The 17057-nt window shown below is 71.8% G+C and carries 15 protein-coding genes; 8 read left to right on the forward strand and 7 right to left on the reverse strand.

Annotated elements, in window-relative coordinates:
- The first annotated feature begins 75 nt into the window (after positions 1-75).
- On the forward strand, positions 76-2229 hold the full coding sequence (locus HZZ00_RS36715) for a SpoIIE family protein phosphatase (RefSeq protein WP_180330301.1): 2154 nt from the start codon (positions 76-78) through the stop codon (positions 2227-2229).
- Here HZZ00_RS36715 and HZZ00_RS36720 read toward each other — a convergent pair.
- The 3 genes from HZZ00_RS36720 to HZZ00_RS36730 form a co-directional block, all read right to left on the reverse strand.
- The gene (locus HZZ00_RS36720) at positions 2166-3245 is read right to left on the reverse strand and encodes an AI-2E family transporter (protein ID WP_180330302.1); all 1080 of its coding nucleotides are present in this window, start codon (positions 3243-3245) and stop codon (positions 2166-2168) included. The two genes, HZZ00_RS36715 and HZZ00_RS36720, sit on opposite strands and share 64 nt — an antisense overlap.
- A 128-nt stretch (positions 3246-3373) precedes the next feature.
- Entirely contained in the window at positions 3374-4351 is a 978-nt protein-coding gene (locus HZZ00_RS36725; protein WP_070024351.1) for a pirin family protein, read from the reverse strand.
- A gap of 127 nt (positions 4352-4478) precedes the next feature.
- Positions 4479-4961: an SseB family protein gene (locus HZZ00_RS36730; protein WP_071828465.1), complete on the reverse strand. Its 483-nt coding sequence runs from the start codon at positions 4959-4961 to the stop codon at positions 4479-4481.
- A gap of 195 nt (positions 4962-5156) precedes the next feature.
- On the opposite strand from HZZ00_RS36730, the gene HZZ00_RS36735 reads away from it, so the two are divergent.
- The 3 genes from HZZ00_RS36735 (at position 5157) to HZZ00_RS36745 (ending at position 8789) form a co-directional block, all read left to right on the forward strand.
- Positions 5157-6983, forward strand: a complete 1827-nt coding sequence (locus tag HZZ00_RS36735) for an acyl-CoA dehydrogenase (RefSeq protein WP_070024355.1) — start codon at positions 5157-5159, stop codon at positions 6981-6983.
- Positions 6984-7211: 228 nt separating this feature from the next.
- A complete protein-coding gene (locus tag HZZ00_RS36740) occupies positions 7212-8465 on the forward strand; it encodes a M18 family aminopeptidase (protein ID WP_257586039.1) in 1254 nt (417 codons plus the stop codon).
- 66 nt (positions 8466-8531) lie between these two features.
- On the forward strand, positions 8532-8789 hold the full coding sequence (locus HZZ00_RS36745) for a DUF6458 family protein (RefSeq protein ID WP_180330304.1): 258 nt from the start codon (positions 8532-8534) through the stop codon (positions 8787-8789).
- Here the strand turns inward: HZZ00_RS36745 and HZZ00_RS36750 are convergent.
- Entirely contained in the window at positions 8777-10621 is a 1845-nt protein-coding gene (locus HZZ00_RS36750; RefSeq protein ID WP_180330305.1) for an NHL domain-containing thioredoxin family protein, read from the reverse strand. The genes HZZ00_RS36745 and HZZ00_RS36750 overlap by 13 nt on opposite strands.
- A 152-nt stretch (positions 10622-10773) precedes the next feature.
- On the opposite strand from HZZ00_RS36750, the gene HZZ00_RS36755 reads away from it, so the two are divergent.
- Positions 10774-11268, forward strand: a complete 495-nt coding sequence (locus HZZ00_RS36755; protein WP_180330306.1) for an LURP-one-related/scramblase family protein — start codon at positions 10774-10776, stop codon at positions 11266-11268.
- Positions 11269-11299: 31 nt separating this feature from the next.
- Here the strand turns inward: HZZ00_RS36755 and HZZ00_RS36760 are convergent, their stop codons facing one another.
- The gene (locus tag HZZ00_RS36760; RefSeq protein WP_180330307.1) at positions 11300-12115 is read right to left on the reverse strand and encodes a carbon-nitrogen family hydrolase; all 816 of its coding nucleotides are present in this window, start codon (positions 12113-12115) and stop codon (positions 11300-11302) included.
- Positions 12116-12297: 182 nt separating this feature from the next.
- On the opposite strand from HZZ00_RS36760, the gene HZZ00_RS36765 reads away from it, so the two are divergent.
- Together HZZ00_RS36765 and HZZ00_RS36770 are read left to right on the forward strand one after the other, a co-directional pair.
- On the forward strand, positions 12298-13122 hold the full coding sequence (locus HZZ00_RS36765) for a maleylpyruvate isomerase family mycothiol-dependent enzyme (RefSeq protein ID WP_180330308.1): 825 nt from the start codon (positions 12298-12300) through the stop codon (positions 13120-13122).
- A gap of 77 nt (positions 13123-13199) precedes the next feature.
- On the forward strand, positions 13200-13952 hold the full coding sequence (locus tag HZZ00_RS36770; RefSeq protein WP_180330309.1) for a cyclopropane-fatty-acyl-phospholipid synthase family protein: 753 nt from the start codon (positions 13200-13202) through the stop codon (positions 13950-13952).
- Positions 13953-13970: 18 nt separating this feature from the next.
- Here the strand turns inward: HZZ00_RS36770 and HZZ00_RS36775 are convergent, their stop codons facing one another.
- Both HZZ00_RS36775 and HZZ00_RS36780 read right to left on the reverse strand, forming a co-directional pair.
- Positions 13971-15266, reverse strand: coding sequence for a nitrate/nitrite transporter (locus HZZ00_RS36775; RefSeq protein ID WP_180330310.1), 1296 nt, complete (start codon positions 15264-15266; stop codon positions 13971-13973).
- On the reverse strand, positions 15263-15934 hold the full coding sequence (locus HZZ00_RS36780; protein ID WP_180330311.1) for a GntR family transcriptional regulator: 672 nt from the start codon (positions 15932-15934) through the stop codon (positions 15263-15265). Before HZZ00_RS36780 ends, HZZ00_RS36775 begins: the two co-directional genes overlap by 4 nt.
- A 185-nt stretch (positions 15935-16119) precedes the next feature.
- Between HZZ00_RS36780 and HZZ00_RS36785 the strand changes: the two genes are divergently transcribed.
- The gene (locus HZZ00_RS36785) at positions 16120-17022 is read left to right on the forward strand and encodes a D-alanyl-D-alanine carboxypeptidase family protein (RefSeq protein WP_180330312.1); all 903 of its coding nucleotides are present in this window, start codon (positions 16120-16122) and stop codon (positions 17020-17022) included.
- Positions 17023-17057: the final 35 nt, after the last annotated feature.

Consider the following 17057-nt stretch of genomic DNA (forward strand, 5'->3'; position numbering starts at 1 on the left):
AGATCGGCTCCCCACCATTTGCGGCCCGCGGGCTTACGGTGGCACGCCGCGCACACATTGTCTTAAATGGGGACAATGCGCACAGGTGAGCCGCTCCCGGCCGTAGGGGATGTCCTCGCCGCCCTCGCGACCGGGCTGTGGCACTGGGACACGGCGGACAAGCTGGTCACCGTGGACGCGGAGGCGGCGCGGCTGCTCGGGCTGCCCGCGGCGCCGGCCACCCTCACCGAGGCCCAGACCCGGGCCCGGCTGCATCCGGTGGACTGGAACGAGATCACTTCGGTGGTGCAGCTCGCGGTCGCCGAGGGCACCCTCGCCGAGGTGCGCGTGCGGATCATGGACGAGCGCGGCGAGGTGCTGCGCGTCGTGCGCAGCCGCTCCAAGCCGTCGTACGACCGCGAGCGGCACGCCTACGTACTGACCGGCACCCTCCAGGAGGTCGCCGAGCCGGGTCCGGACGCGGGCGGCCGCACCGCGGTGACCGGTCCCTGGCGGCGCTCGCGGGAGGCTTTCCTGCTGGACGCGGGCCGGGCGCTGGCGGAGGCGCGGTCCACGGCCGAGGTGCTGCGGGTCGCCGCGGGCCTGTCGATGCCGGGGTTCTCGCCGGACGGGCTGGTGGTGTTCGGCGTCGAGGGCGACCGGCTGACGATGATCGGCCACCACGGGCACCGGACCGACGACATGGGCCCCTTCACCCAGATGCCGCTGGCCATGGAGTACCCGGCGGCCGAGGTGGTGCGCACCGGCCGCGCGGTGTACCTCTCCTCGCCCGAGGAGTACAAGGACCGCTATCCGGTGACCTGGCCGCTCGCCCGGCCCTTCGGGCGCAGCTCGTGGGCGTTCCTCCCGCTGACCGTGGGCGGGCGCACGATGGGCGCCTGGATGGCGGGCTTCGCCTATCCGGTGGCCTTCACCCCCGACGAGCGCGCGGTGCTGACGACGGTGGCCCGGATGCTCGCCCAGGCCCTGTCCCGGGCGGAGACCGCCGAGTCCGAGCGGGAGCTGACGGAGGGGCTGCAACGCTCCATGCTGCCCTCGCTCGGCCCGGAGATCCCGGGGATCCGGATCGCCGCCCGCTACATCCCGACCGGCGGCGGACTCCAGGTGGGCGGCGACTGGTACGACATGATCCCGCTGCCCTCCGGCCGCTTCGCGCTGGTCATCGGGGACGTCCAGGGGCATGACGTGCGGGCGGCGGGGCTGATGGGCCAGCTGCGGATCGCCCTGCGCGCCTACGCCTCCGAGGGGCACCGCCCGGACGCCGTGCTCTCGCGCGCCGCCCGCTTCCTGCACGGGATCACCCAGGACGAGGAGGAGTCCGACCCGCGCTTCGCGACCTGCCTGTACGTGGCGGTCGACCCGGCGACGGGACGGCTGGAGATCGCCCGCGCGGGCCATCCGGACCCGGTGATCCGGATGGCCGACGGCACGGTGATGATGCGGCCGACGGCGGGCGGGCTGCCGCTGGGCATCGACCCGGACGCGGACTATCCGACGACCCGGTTCGCGCTCCAGCCGGGGGAGACGCTGATGCTGTGCACCGACGGGCTGATCGAGACCGGCGGGCACGACCTGGAGAGCGGCTGGCGGCGGCTGCGCGCGATCCTGGAGGACCACGACGGCGATCTGGAGTCGCTGGCCGACGCGCTGGTGCAGGGCGTGCACGGGCCCTCCTCGCACCACACCACCGGCCCGCTGGCCGACCGCCGCGAGGACGACATCGCGCTGGCGCTGCTGTGCCGTCCGGAGCGGGGCGGCGATCCGGACGGCGGCGCGGCGGTGTGGCCCCTGGTACGGCGCGTGCTGCTGCCGGTGGGACAGGACGAGCCCGAGCGGATCGCCGAGGCCCGCCGGTACGTGCGCGAGCTGCTGCACGACTGGGCCGACCCCGACCAGGTGGACTCGGCCGAGCTGCTGGCCTCCGAGATGGTCACCAACGTGCTGGTGCACACCGACACCGACGCGCTGCTGCTGGCCGAGGTCGCCGCGAACGGCGGCCGGCGCCGGCTGCGGGTGGAGGTCTTCGACACCGGCGACGACCTCCCGCACAAGCGCCGCCCCGGCGAACTCGCCTCGTCCGGGCGCGGGCTGCTGCTGATCGGCATCCTGGCGGACACCTGGGGGGTGGAGCCGAGGGGCGAGGGCAAGAGCATCTGGTTCGAGCTCTACGAGCGCTCGGGGGCCGGGGAGTCCGGGGGCCCCGGGGAGCCGGGCGGCGAGGACGCGTAGCGGGTGCGCAGTTCCTGGACGACGCCGAAGGCGGCCGCGGTCAGCGGGACGGCCAGGAGCATGCCGAGGATGCCCGCCACCGAGGCACCGGCCGTGATGGTGACCATCACCACCGCCGGGTGCATCTGCACGGTGCGGCTCTGGATCACCGGCTGCAGCACGTGCCCCTCCAGCAGCTGCACGGCGAGGACCACGCCGAGCGCCCACAGCGCGATGACGAAGCCCCGGTCGGCGAGGGCGACCAGCACCGCGACCGCGCCGGAGATGAACGCGCCGAGGTAGGGGATGTAGGCGCCGACGAACACCAGCGCGCCGAGCCCGAGCGCGCCCGGCACCCGCAGGATCAGCAGGCCGATGGTGGTGCACAGGGCGTCGATCAGCGCGATCAGGGTGGTGCCGCGCATGAAGCCCTCGACCGCCTCGTAGGCGCGCCGGACGACGGCCTCCAGGGTGTCGGCGCTGTCCCCGGGGGCGACGGCCCGCAGGGTGCCCAGGACGAGGTGGGAGTCGCGCAGGAAGAAGAAGACCAGGACGAGGGCGAGCACCGCGATGGCGATGCTCTCGCCGACGACGCTGACCCCGCTGATGACGTTGGACGCGGCCGTGCCGCCGAACTTCCGCAGCAGTTCACGGGAGTTGGCGGCGAGGTCGTCCAGGCCGGTCCCGGCGGCGCCGAAGTGCCCGGAGAGGCTCTTGCCCGCGTTGCGCAGGGAGGCGATGATCTCGTCGCCGCTGTCGACGAGGGCGGCGACCACGATGTAGAGGGCGCCGCCGACGACGGCCACCACGGCGACGCAGGTCAGCCCCGCCGACACCGAGCGCCGCACGCCGGCCCGCACCAGCCGCCGGTGCAGCGGGGCGAGCAGGGCGGTGCCCAGCAGGGCCAGCAGCACCGCCGTGACGGCCGTACGGAGTTCCCCGCACAGCCGCACCCCGATCCAGCCGACCCCGGCGACGAGCAGCAGCACGACGCACCAGGCGGCGAGCCGCCGGACCGGCTCGGGCAACAGCAGCACGTTCCCAGCGGATCACGACCGCGGCCGGGTGTCCTGCCCGCGCGGCCGGGCGGGTGAGGAAGGGCCCCGCCGGGACGTCCTCGGCCCGGCGGGGCCCTCCTCGTTCTGTGGGGCGACGGCGTCCCGGTTCAGGCCCCGGGGCCCTCGTCCGTCATGCCGTGCACCGCAGGGACCGTCCCCAGACGGCCCTTCTGGTAGTCCTCGAAGGCCTGCATCAGCTCGTCCTTGGTGTTCATGACGAACGGGCCGTAGTGGGCCATGGGCTCGCGGATCGGCCGGCCGCCGAGGAGGACGACCTCCAGGTCCGGCGTGTTGCCGTCCTGCTGCTCGTCCGCGCGCACGGTCAGCGAGGACCCGGCGCCGAAGACCGCCGTCTGGCCGGTGCGGACGGGACGGCGCTCGACGCCGACGCTGCCGCGGCCCGCCAGCACGTACGCCAGGCCGTTGAAGTCCTCCCGCCAGGGCAGGGTGATCTCCGCGCCCGGCGCGAGCGTCGCGTGGACCATGCTGATCGGGGTGTGCGTGATGCCGGGGCCCGCGTGGCCGTCCAGCTCGCCCGCGATGACCCGGAGCAGCGCGCCGCCGTCCGGCGAGGTCAGCAGCTGGACGCTGCCGGCCCGGATGTCCTGGTAGCGCGGGGCCATCATCTTGTCCTTGGCGGGGAGGTTCACCCACAGCTGGACGCCGTGGAAGAGGCCGCCCGAGACCACCAGGTGCTCCGGCGGCGCCTCGATGTGCAGCAGGCCGGCGCCGGCCGTCATCCACTGGGTGTCGCCGTTGGTGATGGTGCCGCCACCGCCGTGGCTGTCCTGGTGGTCGAAGATGCCGTCGATGATGTAGGTGACGGTCTCGAACCCGCGGTGCGGGTGCCAGGGGGTGCCCTTGGGCTCGCCCGGCGCGTACTCCACCTCGCCCATCTGGTCCATCATGATGAACGGGTCGAGATGGCGGTAATTGATCCCCGCGAACGCCCGGCGCACCGGGAAGCCCTCGCCCTCGTAGCCGCTGGGAGCGGTGGTGACGGTGAGCACCGGTCGCGCCACGGCATCGGCGGGAGCGGTCACACGGGGCAGCGTCAACGGGTTCTCGACGGTCACTGCAGGCATGGTGGCTACCTCCTTCGTACGCCCAGTTTAGTTGAGCGTTGAACTTCCCGCCACCCACAACGGAAAGAGCCCGGAGGGCATTCCCTCCGGGCTCTTCCAACGGCGACTCTCAGCCGTACGGACGATCTCAGCCGTACATACGGCGCATCGCGTAGTCCACCATCTGCTCGACCGCCTTGGCGTCGAACACCATCCGGTGCTCGCCCTCCATGTCGAGGACGAAGCCGTAGCCGGTAGGCAGCAGGTCGATCACCTCCGCACCGGTGATCACGAAGTACTTGGACTCCTTGCCCGCGTACCGCCGCAGCTCCTTGAGCGAGGTGAACATCGGGATCACCGGCTGCTGGGTGTTGTGCAGGGCGAGGAAGCCGGGGGTGTCGCCGCGCGGGCAGTACACCTTCGACGTGGCGAAGATCTGCTGGAAGTCCTCGGGGGACATCTGCCCGGTGGTGAACGCGCGCACCGCGTCCGCGAGCGACGGCGGGGACGGCTCCGGGTAGAGCGGCGGCTGCTGGCCGTACCCGCCGGCCCCGCCCGCCATCTGCTGCTGCCCCGACGTGTACTGCTGCTGCGCGGCGCCGCCGTCCATGGGCTGGCCGTATCCGTACATGGGCGCAAGCGTACCGAGGGAATGGCCGCCTCAGGGATGGACCCGAACGGCCCGGAGGAGTAGACCCTTCTCACACTTGTCGGGACAGGGGTTGCGCCTTATTACCGACGGGTAGCATCATCGTAGCTACTTGTTGGTACGTGAACCGAATGCGAGGAGTCAGTGCCTCGCCGATCCCTCAACGGAGCCGTCGCCATGGGGCACTACAAGTCGAATCTCCGCGACATCGAGTTCAACCTCTTCGAAGTACTCGGGCGCGACAAGGTGTACGGCACCGGCCCGTTCGAGGAGATGGACGTCGAGACCGCCAAGAGCGTCCTGGAGGAGCTGACCCGCCTCTCGGAGAACGAGCTGGCCGAGTCCTTCGCCGACGCCGACCGCAACCCGCCCGTCTTCGACCCGGAGACCAACACCGCCCCGGTGCCGGCGTCCTTCAAGAAGAGCTACCAGGCCTTCATGGACTCCGAGTACTGGCGCCTCGGCCTGCCCGAGGAGATCGGCGGCACCACCTCGCCGCGCTCCCTGATCTGGGCCTACGCCGAGCTGATCCTGGGCGCCAACCCGGCCGTGTGGATGTACTCCTCGGGCCCGGCGTTCGCCGGCATCCTCTTCGAGGAGGGCAACGAGGTCCAGAAGCACATCGCCAAGGTCGCCGTGGAGAAGCAGTGGGGCTCCACGATGGTGCTCACCGAGCCCGACGCTGGCTCCGACGTGGGCGCCGGCCGCACCAAGGCCGTGCAGCAGGAGGACGGCTCCTGGCACATCGAGGGCGTGAAGCGCTTCATCACCTCGGGTGAGCACGACATGTCGGAGAACATCCTCCACTACGTGCTCGCGCGTCCCGAGGGCGCCGGCCCCGGCACCAAGGGCCTGTCCCTCTTCCTCGTGCCGAAGTACCTCTTCGACTTCGAGACCGGCGAGCTGGGCGAGCGCAACGGCGTCTACGCCACCAACGTCGAGCACAAGATGGGCCTGAAGGCCTCCAACACGTGCGAGATGACCTTCGGCGACAAGCACCCCGCCAAGGGCTGGCTGATCGGCGACAAGCACGACGGCATCCGCCAGATGTTCCGCATCATCGAGTTCGCCCGCATGATGGTCGGCACGAAGGCGATCTCCACCCTGTCCACCGGCTACCTGAACGCCCTGGAGTACGCCAAGGAGCGCGTCCAGGGTCCGGATCTGGCCAACTTCATGGACAAGACCGCGCCCAAGGTCACCATCACCCACCACCCCGACGTGCGCCGCTCGCTGATGACGCAGAAGGCGTACGCGGAGGGCATGCGCGCCCTGGTGATGTACACCGCCTCGATCCAGGACGCGATCCAGGTCAAGGAGGCGAACGGCGAGGACGCCACCGCCGAGCACGCCCTCAACGACCTGCTGCTGCCGGTCGTCAAGGGCTACGGCTCGGAGAAGGCCTACGAGCAGCTGGCCCAGTCGCTCCAGACCTTCGGCGGCTCCGGCTTCCTCCAGGAGTACCCGATCGAGCAGTACATCCGGGACTCCAAGATCGACACCCTCTACGAGGGCACCACCGCGATCCAGGGCCAGGACTTCTTCTTCCGCAAGATCGTCCGCAACCAGGGCGCCGCGCTGAACTCGCTCGCCGAGGACATCAAGAAGTTCCTGGCGCTCGGCACCGGCGGCGAGGAGCTTGCGGGCGCCCGCGAGCACCTGGCCAAGGCCGCGGTCGAGCTGGAGGCGATCGTCGGCCTCATGCTGACCGACCTGTCCGCCACCCAGGAGGACGCCAAGAACATCTACAAGGTCGGCCTGAACACCACCCGCCTGCTGCTCGCCTCCGGCGACGTCATCGTCGGCTACCTGCTTCTCAAGGGTGCCGCGGTCGCCGCCGAGAAGCTGGCCACGGCCTCCGCGAAGGACAAGGCGTTCTACACCGGCAAGATCGCCGCGGCGAAGTTCTTCGCCGCGAACGTCCTGCCGGGCGTCACCCTGGCCCGCAAGGTCGCCTCGGGCGTCGAGCTGGACCTGATGGAGCTGGACGAGGCCGCCTTCTAGAACCTCGCCCCGGACGCTTCCGGACGTTTCGGGTACGCCATCCCGACGTTCTGGACGTCCCCGTCGTATCCCCGCGCGGGCCCGCTTCCCCTTACCGGGAGCGGGCCCGCGCACGTCGTTAAGGTGAATCCCATGAGCGCACCATCCAGCCCGTCGCCCGCCGCCACCCCTCCAGCGAGCGCTGCGCGCGCACCCCTCACCTTCGACCGCGGCCACACCGACGACCTGATGGCCTTCCTGGCGGCGAGCCCGTCGCCGTACCACGCCGTGGCGAACGTCGCCGAGCGGCTGGAGAAGGCAGGCTTCAGGCAGGTCGCCGAGACGGACGCCTGGGACGGCACCAGCGGCGGCCGGTACGTGCTGCGCGGCGGTGCGATCGTCGCCTGGTACGTCCCCGAGGGCGCCGCGCCGCACACGCCCTTCCACGTCATCGGCGCGCACACCGACTCCCCCAACCTGCGGATCAAGCCGCGCCCGGACAGCGGGGCGCACGGCTGGCGCCAGGTCGCCGTCGAGATCTACGGCGGCCCGCTGATGAACTCCTGGCTCGACCGCGACCTGGGCCTGGCCGGCCGGCTCACCCTGCGCGACGGCTCCACGGTCCTCGTGAACGTGGACCGGCCGCTGCTGCGGGTGCCGCAGCTGGCCATCCACCTGGACCGCTCGGTGAGCACCGAGGGGCTCAAGCTGGACAAGCAGCGGCACCTCCAGCCGGTGTGGGGCCTGGGCGACGAGGTGCTCGACGGCGATCTGATCTCCTTCCTGGAGCAGGAGGCGGGCCTCGAAGCCCGTTCGGTGGCCGGCTGGGACCTGATGGCGCACCCGGTGGAGGCGCCGGCCTACCTCGGCCGGGACCGCGAACTGGTCGCCGGGCCGCGCATGGACAACCTGCTGTCGGTGCACGCGGGCGCGGCCGCGCTGGCCGCGGCCGCGACCGGTGGCGCCTCGCTCACCCACATCCCGGTGCTGGCCGCCTTCGACCACGAGGAGAACGGCTCGCAGTCCGACACCGGTGCCGACGGCCCGCTGCTCGGCACCGTCCTGGAGCGCTCGGTGTTCGCCCGCGGCGGCTCCTACGAGGACCGCGCCCGCGCCTTCGCCGACACCGTCTGCCTCTCCTCGGACACCGGCCACGCCGTGCACCCCAACTACGCGGAGCGGCACGACCCGACGCACCACCCCCGGGTCAACGGCGGCCCGATCCTCAAGGTGAACGTCAACAACCGCTACGCCACCGATGGTTCGGGCCGCGCGGTGTTCGCCGCCGCCTGCGAGAAGGCGAACGTCCCCTTCCAGCACTTCGTCTCCAACAACTCCATGCCCTGCGGCACGACCATCGGACCGATCACCGCGGCCCGGCACGGCATCCGCACGGTCGACATCGGCGTGGCCATCCTCTCCATGCACAGCGCCCGCGAACTGTGCGGCGCCGACGACCCGTTCCTCCTCGCGAACGCCCTGACGGCTTTTCTGGAGGGCTAGCCGGGAAGCCCCGGGGTACCCGGACGAGACCGGAGATTCCGGAACCGAAAGGGGAGGCGAAGCCTCATGGGGCTCGGCGGATGCATCATCCTCATCGCCGTGGGGGCCATACTCACGTTCGCTACCGACTGGCACATGAACGGTGTCAACCTCACGGTCGTCGGCCTGATCCTGATGGCCGTCGGCCTGATCGGCACCGCCACGTTCAGCGGTATCGCGCGGCGTCGGCGGGTCATCGTGCCGCCGACGCCGGTCGTGGAGGAGGAACCCCACCACCATCACCACCACACCGGCGACGGCTACACGGACGGCTACGGCGTCTGAGAACCGCCCTCCTGCTCGTCCATGCCCGCGAGGACGAGCGGCAGGCGGTCCGCCGCACCCTCGGTGAGGCGGACCGGGATGCCCCAGTCCTGCTGGTGGACATGGCAGGCGGGGTACTCGACGCCCGGGTCGTCGTCGCACGAGGCGGCCATCGCGGATATGTGCAACACCCCTTCCCGGACGGCCGGGTCGAGCTCCAGCTCACGGCTCAGACCGGTGTCCGCTCCCTCGCCCTCGAGCAGCAGCTCGGGCGGGGTCGAGGAGACCAGGAGGCGGGTGGAGGGGCCGGAGCGGTCGTCGGGTTTCCGGCCCGCGGGCACCTGGAAGACCACGTCCAGCCGGAGGCGGCCGGGGCCGACCTCGGTGACCGCGCGCCGGGTCCGGTGGGCCACCGGCGCCACCCGCGCCGTCTCCCGAGGCAGCCGCAGCCGGGTCAGCCGGTGCCGGGCCGACTCCACCACCACGATGTCCTCGCCGGCGAGGACGGCGCCGCTGGGCTCGCGCAGATCCGTGGCGAGCGTGCCGACCTCGCCGGTCACCGGGTCGTAGCGGCGCAGGGCGTGGTTGTAGGTGTCGGCGACCGCGACCGAGCCGTCCGGCAGTGCGGTGACGCCCAACGGATGCTGGAACAGCGCCTGTTCCGCGGGGCCGTCGCGGTGTCCGAAGTCGAACAGGCCGGTGCCGACGGCGGTGTGCACCGACCCGTCGGGGTCCACCCAGCGCAGCGCGCTGGTCTCGGCGTCCGCGAGCCACAGCCGGTCGGCGGTGGCCGCGAGTCCGGAGGGCTGGGCGAACCACGCCTCGGCGCCGGGGCCGTCGACCAGACCCTCATTGGCGGTGCCCGCGGTGACTGCGACGGTCCGCGCCACCGGGTCGTAGGCCCACAGCTGGTGGACGCCGGCCATGGCGATCCACACCCGGCCCTGCCACCAGGCCACGTCCCAGGGCGAGGAGAGGTCCACCTCGCGGGCCGGGCCCGAGGCCGGTGAGCCCCGCCACCACTGCTTGCCGGTGCCGGCCAGGGTGGTCACCTCGCCGGTCGCGAGGTCCAGCCGGCGCAGGGCGTGGTTGACCGTGTCGGCGACGGCCACCGAGCCGTCGTCCAGCAGGGCGAGGCCCTGCGGTTCGTTGAAGGACGCCTGCCGCGGGCCGCCGTCCGCGAGGCCCCGGGTCCCGGTGCCGAACCGCCGCAGCACCGTCTCCCCGTCCGCCGCCAGCTCGACCAGCTGGTGCCGGGTGGTGTCGCTGACCAGGAAGCCGCCGGAGGGCAGCAGCACGGCCTTGCCCGGGAAGCGCAGGGTCGTGGGCTCGGGCTCCGGCGGGACGTACGGACCGTCGCCGCGGCGCAGGGTGCCCTTCGCGCCGTGCTCGGCCTCCAGCTCCGCCACCAGCCGCTCGATGGCGTGCACATGGCCCTCGCCCGAGTGCTGGGCGACCACGTACCCCTCCGGGTCGATCACCACGAGTGTCGGCCAGGCGCGCACCGCGTACTGCTTCCACGTGGCCAGCTCCGGATCGTCCAGGACCGGGTGCGCCACGCCGTAGCGCTCCACCGCGTCCGCGACCGCCCGGTGGTCCGCCTCGTGCGCGAACTTGGGCGAGTGCACGCCGATCACCACCACCGTGTCCCGGTGCCGCTCCTCCAGCTCGCGCAGCTCGTCCAGGACGTGCAGGCAGTTGATGCAGCAGAAGGTCCAGAAGTCCAGGACGACTATGCGGCCGCGCAGGCCGGCCAGGGTGGGGCGGTGGCCTCCGGTGTTCAGCCAGCCGCCCTCGCCGGTCAGCTCGGGGGCACGGACGCGGGGGCGCCGGGGTCGTGCGGAGTCGGTCATGGCTCCAGAGTGCCACCCGTCCCCGGCACCCCGCCGGGCCTGTGGACAACGGTGCGACCCACCCGCGCGGCCTGTGGAAAAGTGGTCCGCGCCCGGCCGATCGCCCCGCGTCCGGCCGTGACGAATCCGCCGTACCGGGGAAGGGCTCAGGCATGAGATTCCTGGTACGCGACCGGCTCCTCGGCATCGGCGAGGACTACTGGATCGAGGACGAGCACGGTCAAAAGGTGTTCCTCGTCGACGGCAAGGCGATGCGGCTGCGGGACACCTTCGAGCTGAAGGACGCCCACGGCCGGGTCCTGATCGACATCCACCAGAAGATGTTCGCGCTGCGCGACACGATGGTGATCGAACGGGACGGCGAGGGCCTGGCCACGATCCGGCGCAAGCGGCTGTCCCTGCTGCGCAACCACTACCGCGTCGCGCTGGCGGACGGCACCGAACTGGACGTCAGCGGCAAGATCCTCGACCGTGAGTTCGCGGTCGAGTACGACGGCGAACTGCTGGCCGTGATCTCCCGGCGCTGGCTGCACCTGCGGGAGACCTACGGCGTGGACGTCGTACGCGACGACGCCGACCCGGCTCTCCTCATCGCCGTCGCGGTGTGCGTGATCCACCTGGCGGAGAAGGGGCGGGAACACGACTGAGCCCCGACCGCCGGCCCGGCCCGGCGGGCCCCTACCGCGCCGGCGGGACCAGTCCGAGGACGCGGTCCTTCAGCGCGGGGAACTGCTCTCGGGTGGCGGCCACCTTCGCCGGGTCGAACTCGACGGTGAGGACCTCCTCGCCGGGACCCGCCTCGGCCAGCACCTCGCCCCACGGGTCCACCACGATCGAGTGACCGGCCTGCGGAACTCCCGCGTGGGTCCCGGCCGTTCCGCAGGCGAGCACGAACGCCTGGTTCTCCACGGCCCGTGCCCGGGCCAGCAGCGTCCAGTGCGCGCGTCGCCGCTCGGGCCAGCCCGCCGGGAGCACCAGCACCTCGGCGCCGGCGTCGACGAGCCCGCGGAAGAGCTCGGGGAAGCGCAGGTCGTAGCAGGTACCCAGGCCGAGTGTGGCCTGCGGGTGCCGGACCGTCACCAGGTCCCGCCCGGCGCCCATCAGCACGGCCTCGCCCTTGTCGAAGCCGAAGCGGTGGATCTTGCGGTAGGCGGCGGCCAGTTCGCCGGAGGGGGAGAAGACGAGGGAGGTGTTGTAGAGCGTGCCCTCGTCGGTGGCGCCGTCGCCGGAGGGTGCGCGCTCGGGGATCGACCCGGCGTGCAGCCACACGCCCGCGTCGGCCGCCGCCTTGGCCATCGTCTCGTACGTCGGGCCTTCCAGCGGCTCGGCCTCGCGGCCGAACTCCTCGTAGGCGAAGGCACCGGTGGTCCACAGCTCGGGCAGCACCACCAGGTCGGCCCCGGCCTGTGCGCGCACCAGCGAGGCCGCCCGGTGCCTGCGCGAGGCGACCGATTCGCCCTCGTCGACGGCCATCTGGATCAGAGAGGCGCGCACACTACCACCGTCCTGGCATTCGAGTCGTCCACACGGGCCTACGATCGTCACGCGAAAGCACTGCCGGGGTGCCTGCCAGCAGCGTAACTTAGCTTCCCAGACACCCGCCGACGTGCAGCCGCCGCCCGCTGGCAACGCCGCCACAACCTGCCCGTGTACCGACCGCCGAGGGGTCCCGTTCCGTGAGTCTGCATCCCACCCTCCAGCCCTACGCCGACGCCTGGACGCACTCCGTCGACGCGATATCCGAGATGGTGCAGTCACTGGTCGAGGGCGAGTGGAACCGGCGGACACCGTGCCCGGGATGGTCGGTGCGCGACATCGTGTCGCATGTCATCGGGATGGACTGCGAGCTGCTCGGCGACCCGCGCCCCATCCACGCCCTGCCGCGCGACCTCTTCCACGTCACCACCGCGCACCAGCGCTACATGGAGATGCAGGTCGACGTCCGCCGCCACCACACGGCGCCGGAGATGACGGCCGAACTGGAGTACACGGTCATCCGCCGCAACCGCCAGCTGCGCAACGAGAACCGTGACCCCGCCACCACGGTGCGCGGCCCGCTGGGCAAGGACATCACCCTCGAACACGCCTACCGGATGCGCGCCTTCGACGTCTGGGTGCACGAACAGGACCTGCGCACGGCCCTCGGCCGCCCCGGCAACCTCGACTCGCCCGGCGCGCACGTCACGCGTGACGTCCTGCTGGAGGCACTGCCCAAGATCGTCGCGAAGGACGCGAACGCGCCGCGCAGTTCGGCCGTCGTCTTCGACGTGAGCGGCCCCGTCGAGTTCCTGCGCACCATCCGCGTCGACATCCAGGGCCGCGGCACCCTGGAGACCGCCCCGGCGCTCGGCCCGGTGGCCACCCTCACCCTAGACTGGGAGACCTATGTCCGGCTGGCGTGCGGCCGGGTGACCCCCGAGGCGGTGGCGGACCGCGTCAAGACCGAGGGCGACCAGGACCTGACGAAGGCCATCCTGCACAACTTCGCCGTGACCCCGTGAGGCCCGCACGGCCCCGGGGGGCCGGGTCACCCGCAAATCAGTGGTGACGGCCGGGACATCCCCCTAGCGTGCCCGGCATGACCACTGCCCTGCCCCGGCTCACCCGGCTCACCTTCCACGGCCCCCTCTCGGCCTCCCGCGCCGACGCCGTCGTCCGCCGCCTCGCCGCGAACCGCCCCCGCACCGTCCTCGACATCGGCTGCGGCTGGGGCGAGTTGCTGCTCCGGATACTGGCGGCCGTGCCCGACGCCACCGGGACCGGCGTCGATGTGAACGCCGAGGACCTCGCCCGCGCCCGGCACAACGCCGAGGAACGCGGGCTCGCCCACCGGGTGGAGTTCGCCGAGGAGTCCGCCCTCGGGACCCGGCGCGGACCGGCCGATCTGGTGCTCTGCCTGGGCGCCACCCAGGCCCTCAGCCAGGCCGAACCCGCCACCGCCGAGGCCCTGCGCGAGCTGCGCCGCCTGGTGAGCGACGACGGCCGGGTGCTGGTCGGCGAGGGCTTCTGGGAGCGGCCGCCCACCGAGGCCGAACTGTCGGGCATGTGGCCGGGCGCCACCGCCGGCGACCACTACGACCTCGCGACCCTGCTCGATCTCGCCGTCGCCGCCGGTTTCCGGCCGGAGTGGACCGAGACCGCGAGCCGCGAGGAGTGGGAGGAGTTCGAGTCGGGCTACCAGGCGGACCTGGAGGTCTGGCTCGCCGCTCACCCGGACCACCCGTCGGCGGCCGAGACCCGGGCCCGCCTGGACCGGCACCGGGCCCAGTGGATGAGCTACCGGGGCGTCCTCGGGATCGCCTACCTCACCCTCGTACCGGAACGGCGCTGACCCGGGCCCGGCCCGGGCTCACGCCGGTACGTGCACCGTCTCCACCCGGCTCGCCACCAGCCGTTCCCGCTCCCTGCGGGCCGCCCGGCCGCGCAGCCGCAGGATCTGGCTGAGGCCGAGCGCCTGGAGGACGAACACCGCGCTGAACGCGACCGTGTAGTTGTCGTCCGTCGCGTCCAGCAGCACGCCGATCGCGAGCAGCGTCGTCATCGAGGCGATGAAGCCGCCCATGTTGGTGATCCCGGAGCCGGTGCCCTGCCGCTCGGGCGGGTTGGCGGGGCGGGTGAAGTCGAACCCGATCATCGAGGCCGGACCGCACGCGCCGAGCACCACGCACAGCACGATCAGCAGCCACATCGGCGCGTGCGCACCGGGGTGAAAGAGGGTCGCCGCCCACAGCAGCGCCGTCGCCGCGACGGTGCCCAGCGCGAGCGGCAGCCGGGCGGTGTGGTGCCGGGCCACGATCTGGCCGTAGACCAGGCCCACCACCATGTTGGACAGCACCACCAGGGTCAGCAGTTCACCGGCCGTGGCCCGGCTCAGGCCCTGCGCCTCGACGAGGAACGGCAGGCCCCACAGCAGCAGGAAGACCATCGCCGGGAACTGGGTGGTGAAGTGCACCCACATGCCGAGGCGGGTGCCCGGCTCGCGCCAGGCCTCGGCGATCTGCCGGCGGACGTAGGCGGAGCCCCGGTGCCCGGACGGCTCGGGCTCGTGCCCCTCGGGGTGGTCCTTCAGGAAGAGCAGCGTCAGCACGAGGACGACCACACCGGCCAGCGCGCTGCCCGCGAACGCCTGCGTCCAGCCGATGCTGTGCAGCAGCCGGGCCAGGACGAGGGTGGAGATCAGGTTGCCCGCCATGCCGACCAGGGCGGCGAGCTGCGCGACCATCGGGCCGCGCCGGGCGGGGAACCAGCGGGTGCCCAGCCGCAGCACGCTGATGAAGGTCATCGCGTCGCCGCAGCCCAGCAGCGCCCGGGAGGCGAGCGCGGTGCCGTAGGAGGGGGAGAAGGCGAAGCCCAGCTGGCCGATGGTGAACAGCACGGCGCCCAGCCCCAGCACCTTCTTGGTGCCGAGCCGGTCGACCATCAGGCCGACGGGTATCTGCATGCCCGCGTAGACCAGCAGCTGGAGTATGGAGAAGGTGGACAGCGCGGAGGCGTTCACATGGAAGCGGGCCGCCGCGTCGAGGCCGGCCACCCCCAGCGAGGTGCGGAAGACGACGGCGACGAAGTAGACCGCGACGCCTACGGACCACACGACGACGGCCCGCAGGCCGCCGGGCGGGTCGCTCGGAAGGGTGACCTTGCTCATCGGGCCTCCCCCCGCGCCAGAAGCGACACCCGGCTCACGTGCCGGTGCACGACCCCGACGGCCGCGTCCGTGTCCCCGGCCCGCAGCGCGTCCAGGATCTCCGCGTGCTCGGCGAGGGTCCTCGCGACCCGGTCGGGATGGGAGTACATGACGGCGACGCCCATCCGCAGCTGGCGGTCGCGCATCTGGTCGTAAAGGCGGGAGAGGATCTCGTTGCCCGCGCTGCGGACGATCTCGGCGTGGAAGCAGCGGTCGGTCACCGCGGCCCCGGCCAGATCGCCCGAGGCGACCTGCGCCTTCTGCTGCTCCAGCAGCTCGGCCAGCCGCTCCACCAGCCCCGGCGGGGCGGGTACGGCCTTGCGGGCGGCGTACTCCTCCACCAGCAGCCGGGTCTCCACCACGTCGGAGATCTCCTGCGCGGAGACGGGCAGGACCAGGGCGCCCTTCTTGGGGTAGAGCCGGATCAGGCCCTCGACCTCCAGCCGCAGCAGCGCCTCCCGCACGGGGGTGCGCGACACCCCTACGGCCTCGGCCAGCTCGCCCTCGGTGAGGAGGGTGCCGCCCTCGTAGCTGCGGTCGAGGACGCCCTGCTTGACGTGGGCGTAGACCCGGTCGGCGGCGGGGGGCTGCTTGGTGGGCGGGGAGGAGTGCGGGACGGCCGTTTTCATGCCTACAGGATAGATACAACAGGTACGCAACGCGTCCTGGTATCCACGATGCGGACATGACCCGGATCACCCCCGGCGGCCGCACAACCTTCTGTGCTACCTACGTGTCACACATGTGCGGCCCCACTCTCGCCACCTCAACTCGGCCGCATCCAGGGGCATTCCAGACAATCGGGGTATTTACTTTGATTACCGGCATCAAGGGCATCCGCCTCCGCCGAGCCACCGCCGTCGCCGTCACCTCCGGCGCGCTGCTCGCCGCCGGCGCCCTCTCCGCGGCGCCCGCGCAGGCCGTCACGACGCCTTCGATCGTGGCCAAGGGCGGCTACGTGATGAACAACGCGAACGGTTCGTCGCTGTACACCAAGGCCGCGGACACCACGCGATCCACCGGCTCCACCACCAAGATCATGACCGCCAAGGTCGTGCTGGCGCAGAAGAACCTGAACCTCGACGCCACGGTGACGATCCAGAAGGCGTACAGCGACTACGTCGTCAAGAACAACGCCTCCCAGGCACACCTGATCGTGGGCGACAAGGTGACCGTCCGTCAGCTGCTGTACGGCCTGATGCTGCCGTCCGGCTGCGACGCCGCCTACGCCCTCGCGGACAAGTACGGCTCCGGCTCCACCCGCGCCGCCCGCGTGTCCAACTTCATCGGCAAGATGAACAGCGCCGCGAAGAGCCTGGGTCTCAAGCACACGCACTTCGACTCCTTCGACGGCATCGGCAACGGCAAGAACTACTCGACGCCGCGCGATCTGACGAAGATCGCCAGCAGCGCGATGAAGAACTCCACGTTCCGCACCATCGTCAAGACCAAGTCGTACACGGCCAAGACGAAGACCAAGACCGGCGGCACCCGCACGATGGGCACGTGGACCAACACCAACACGCTGCTCAGCAGTTACAGCGGCACCATCGGCGTGAAGACCGGCTCCGGCCCCGAGGCGGGGTACTGCCTGGTCTTCGCCGCCACCCGTCACGGCAAGACGGTCATCGGCACCGTCCTCGCCTCCAGCTCCGTCAACCAGCGCCAGTCGGACGCCACGAAGCTCCTCAACTACGGCTTCGCCAAGCTCGGCTGACCTTCGGCCGCACTCCCGGGCCCGTCGCACCCAGC

Origin of the sequence: Streptomyces sp. NEAU-sy36, assembly GCF_013423905.1 — a bacterium.
Classification (GTDB): Bacteria; Actinomycetota; Actinomycetes; order Streptomycetales; family Streptomycetaceae; genus Streptomyces; species Streptomyces misionensis.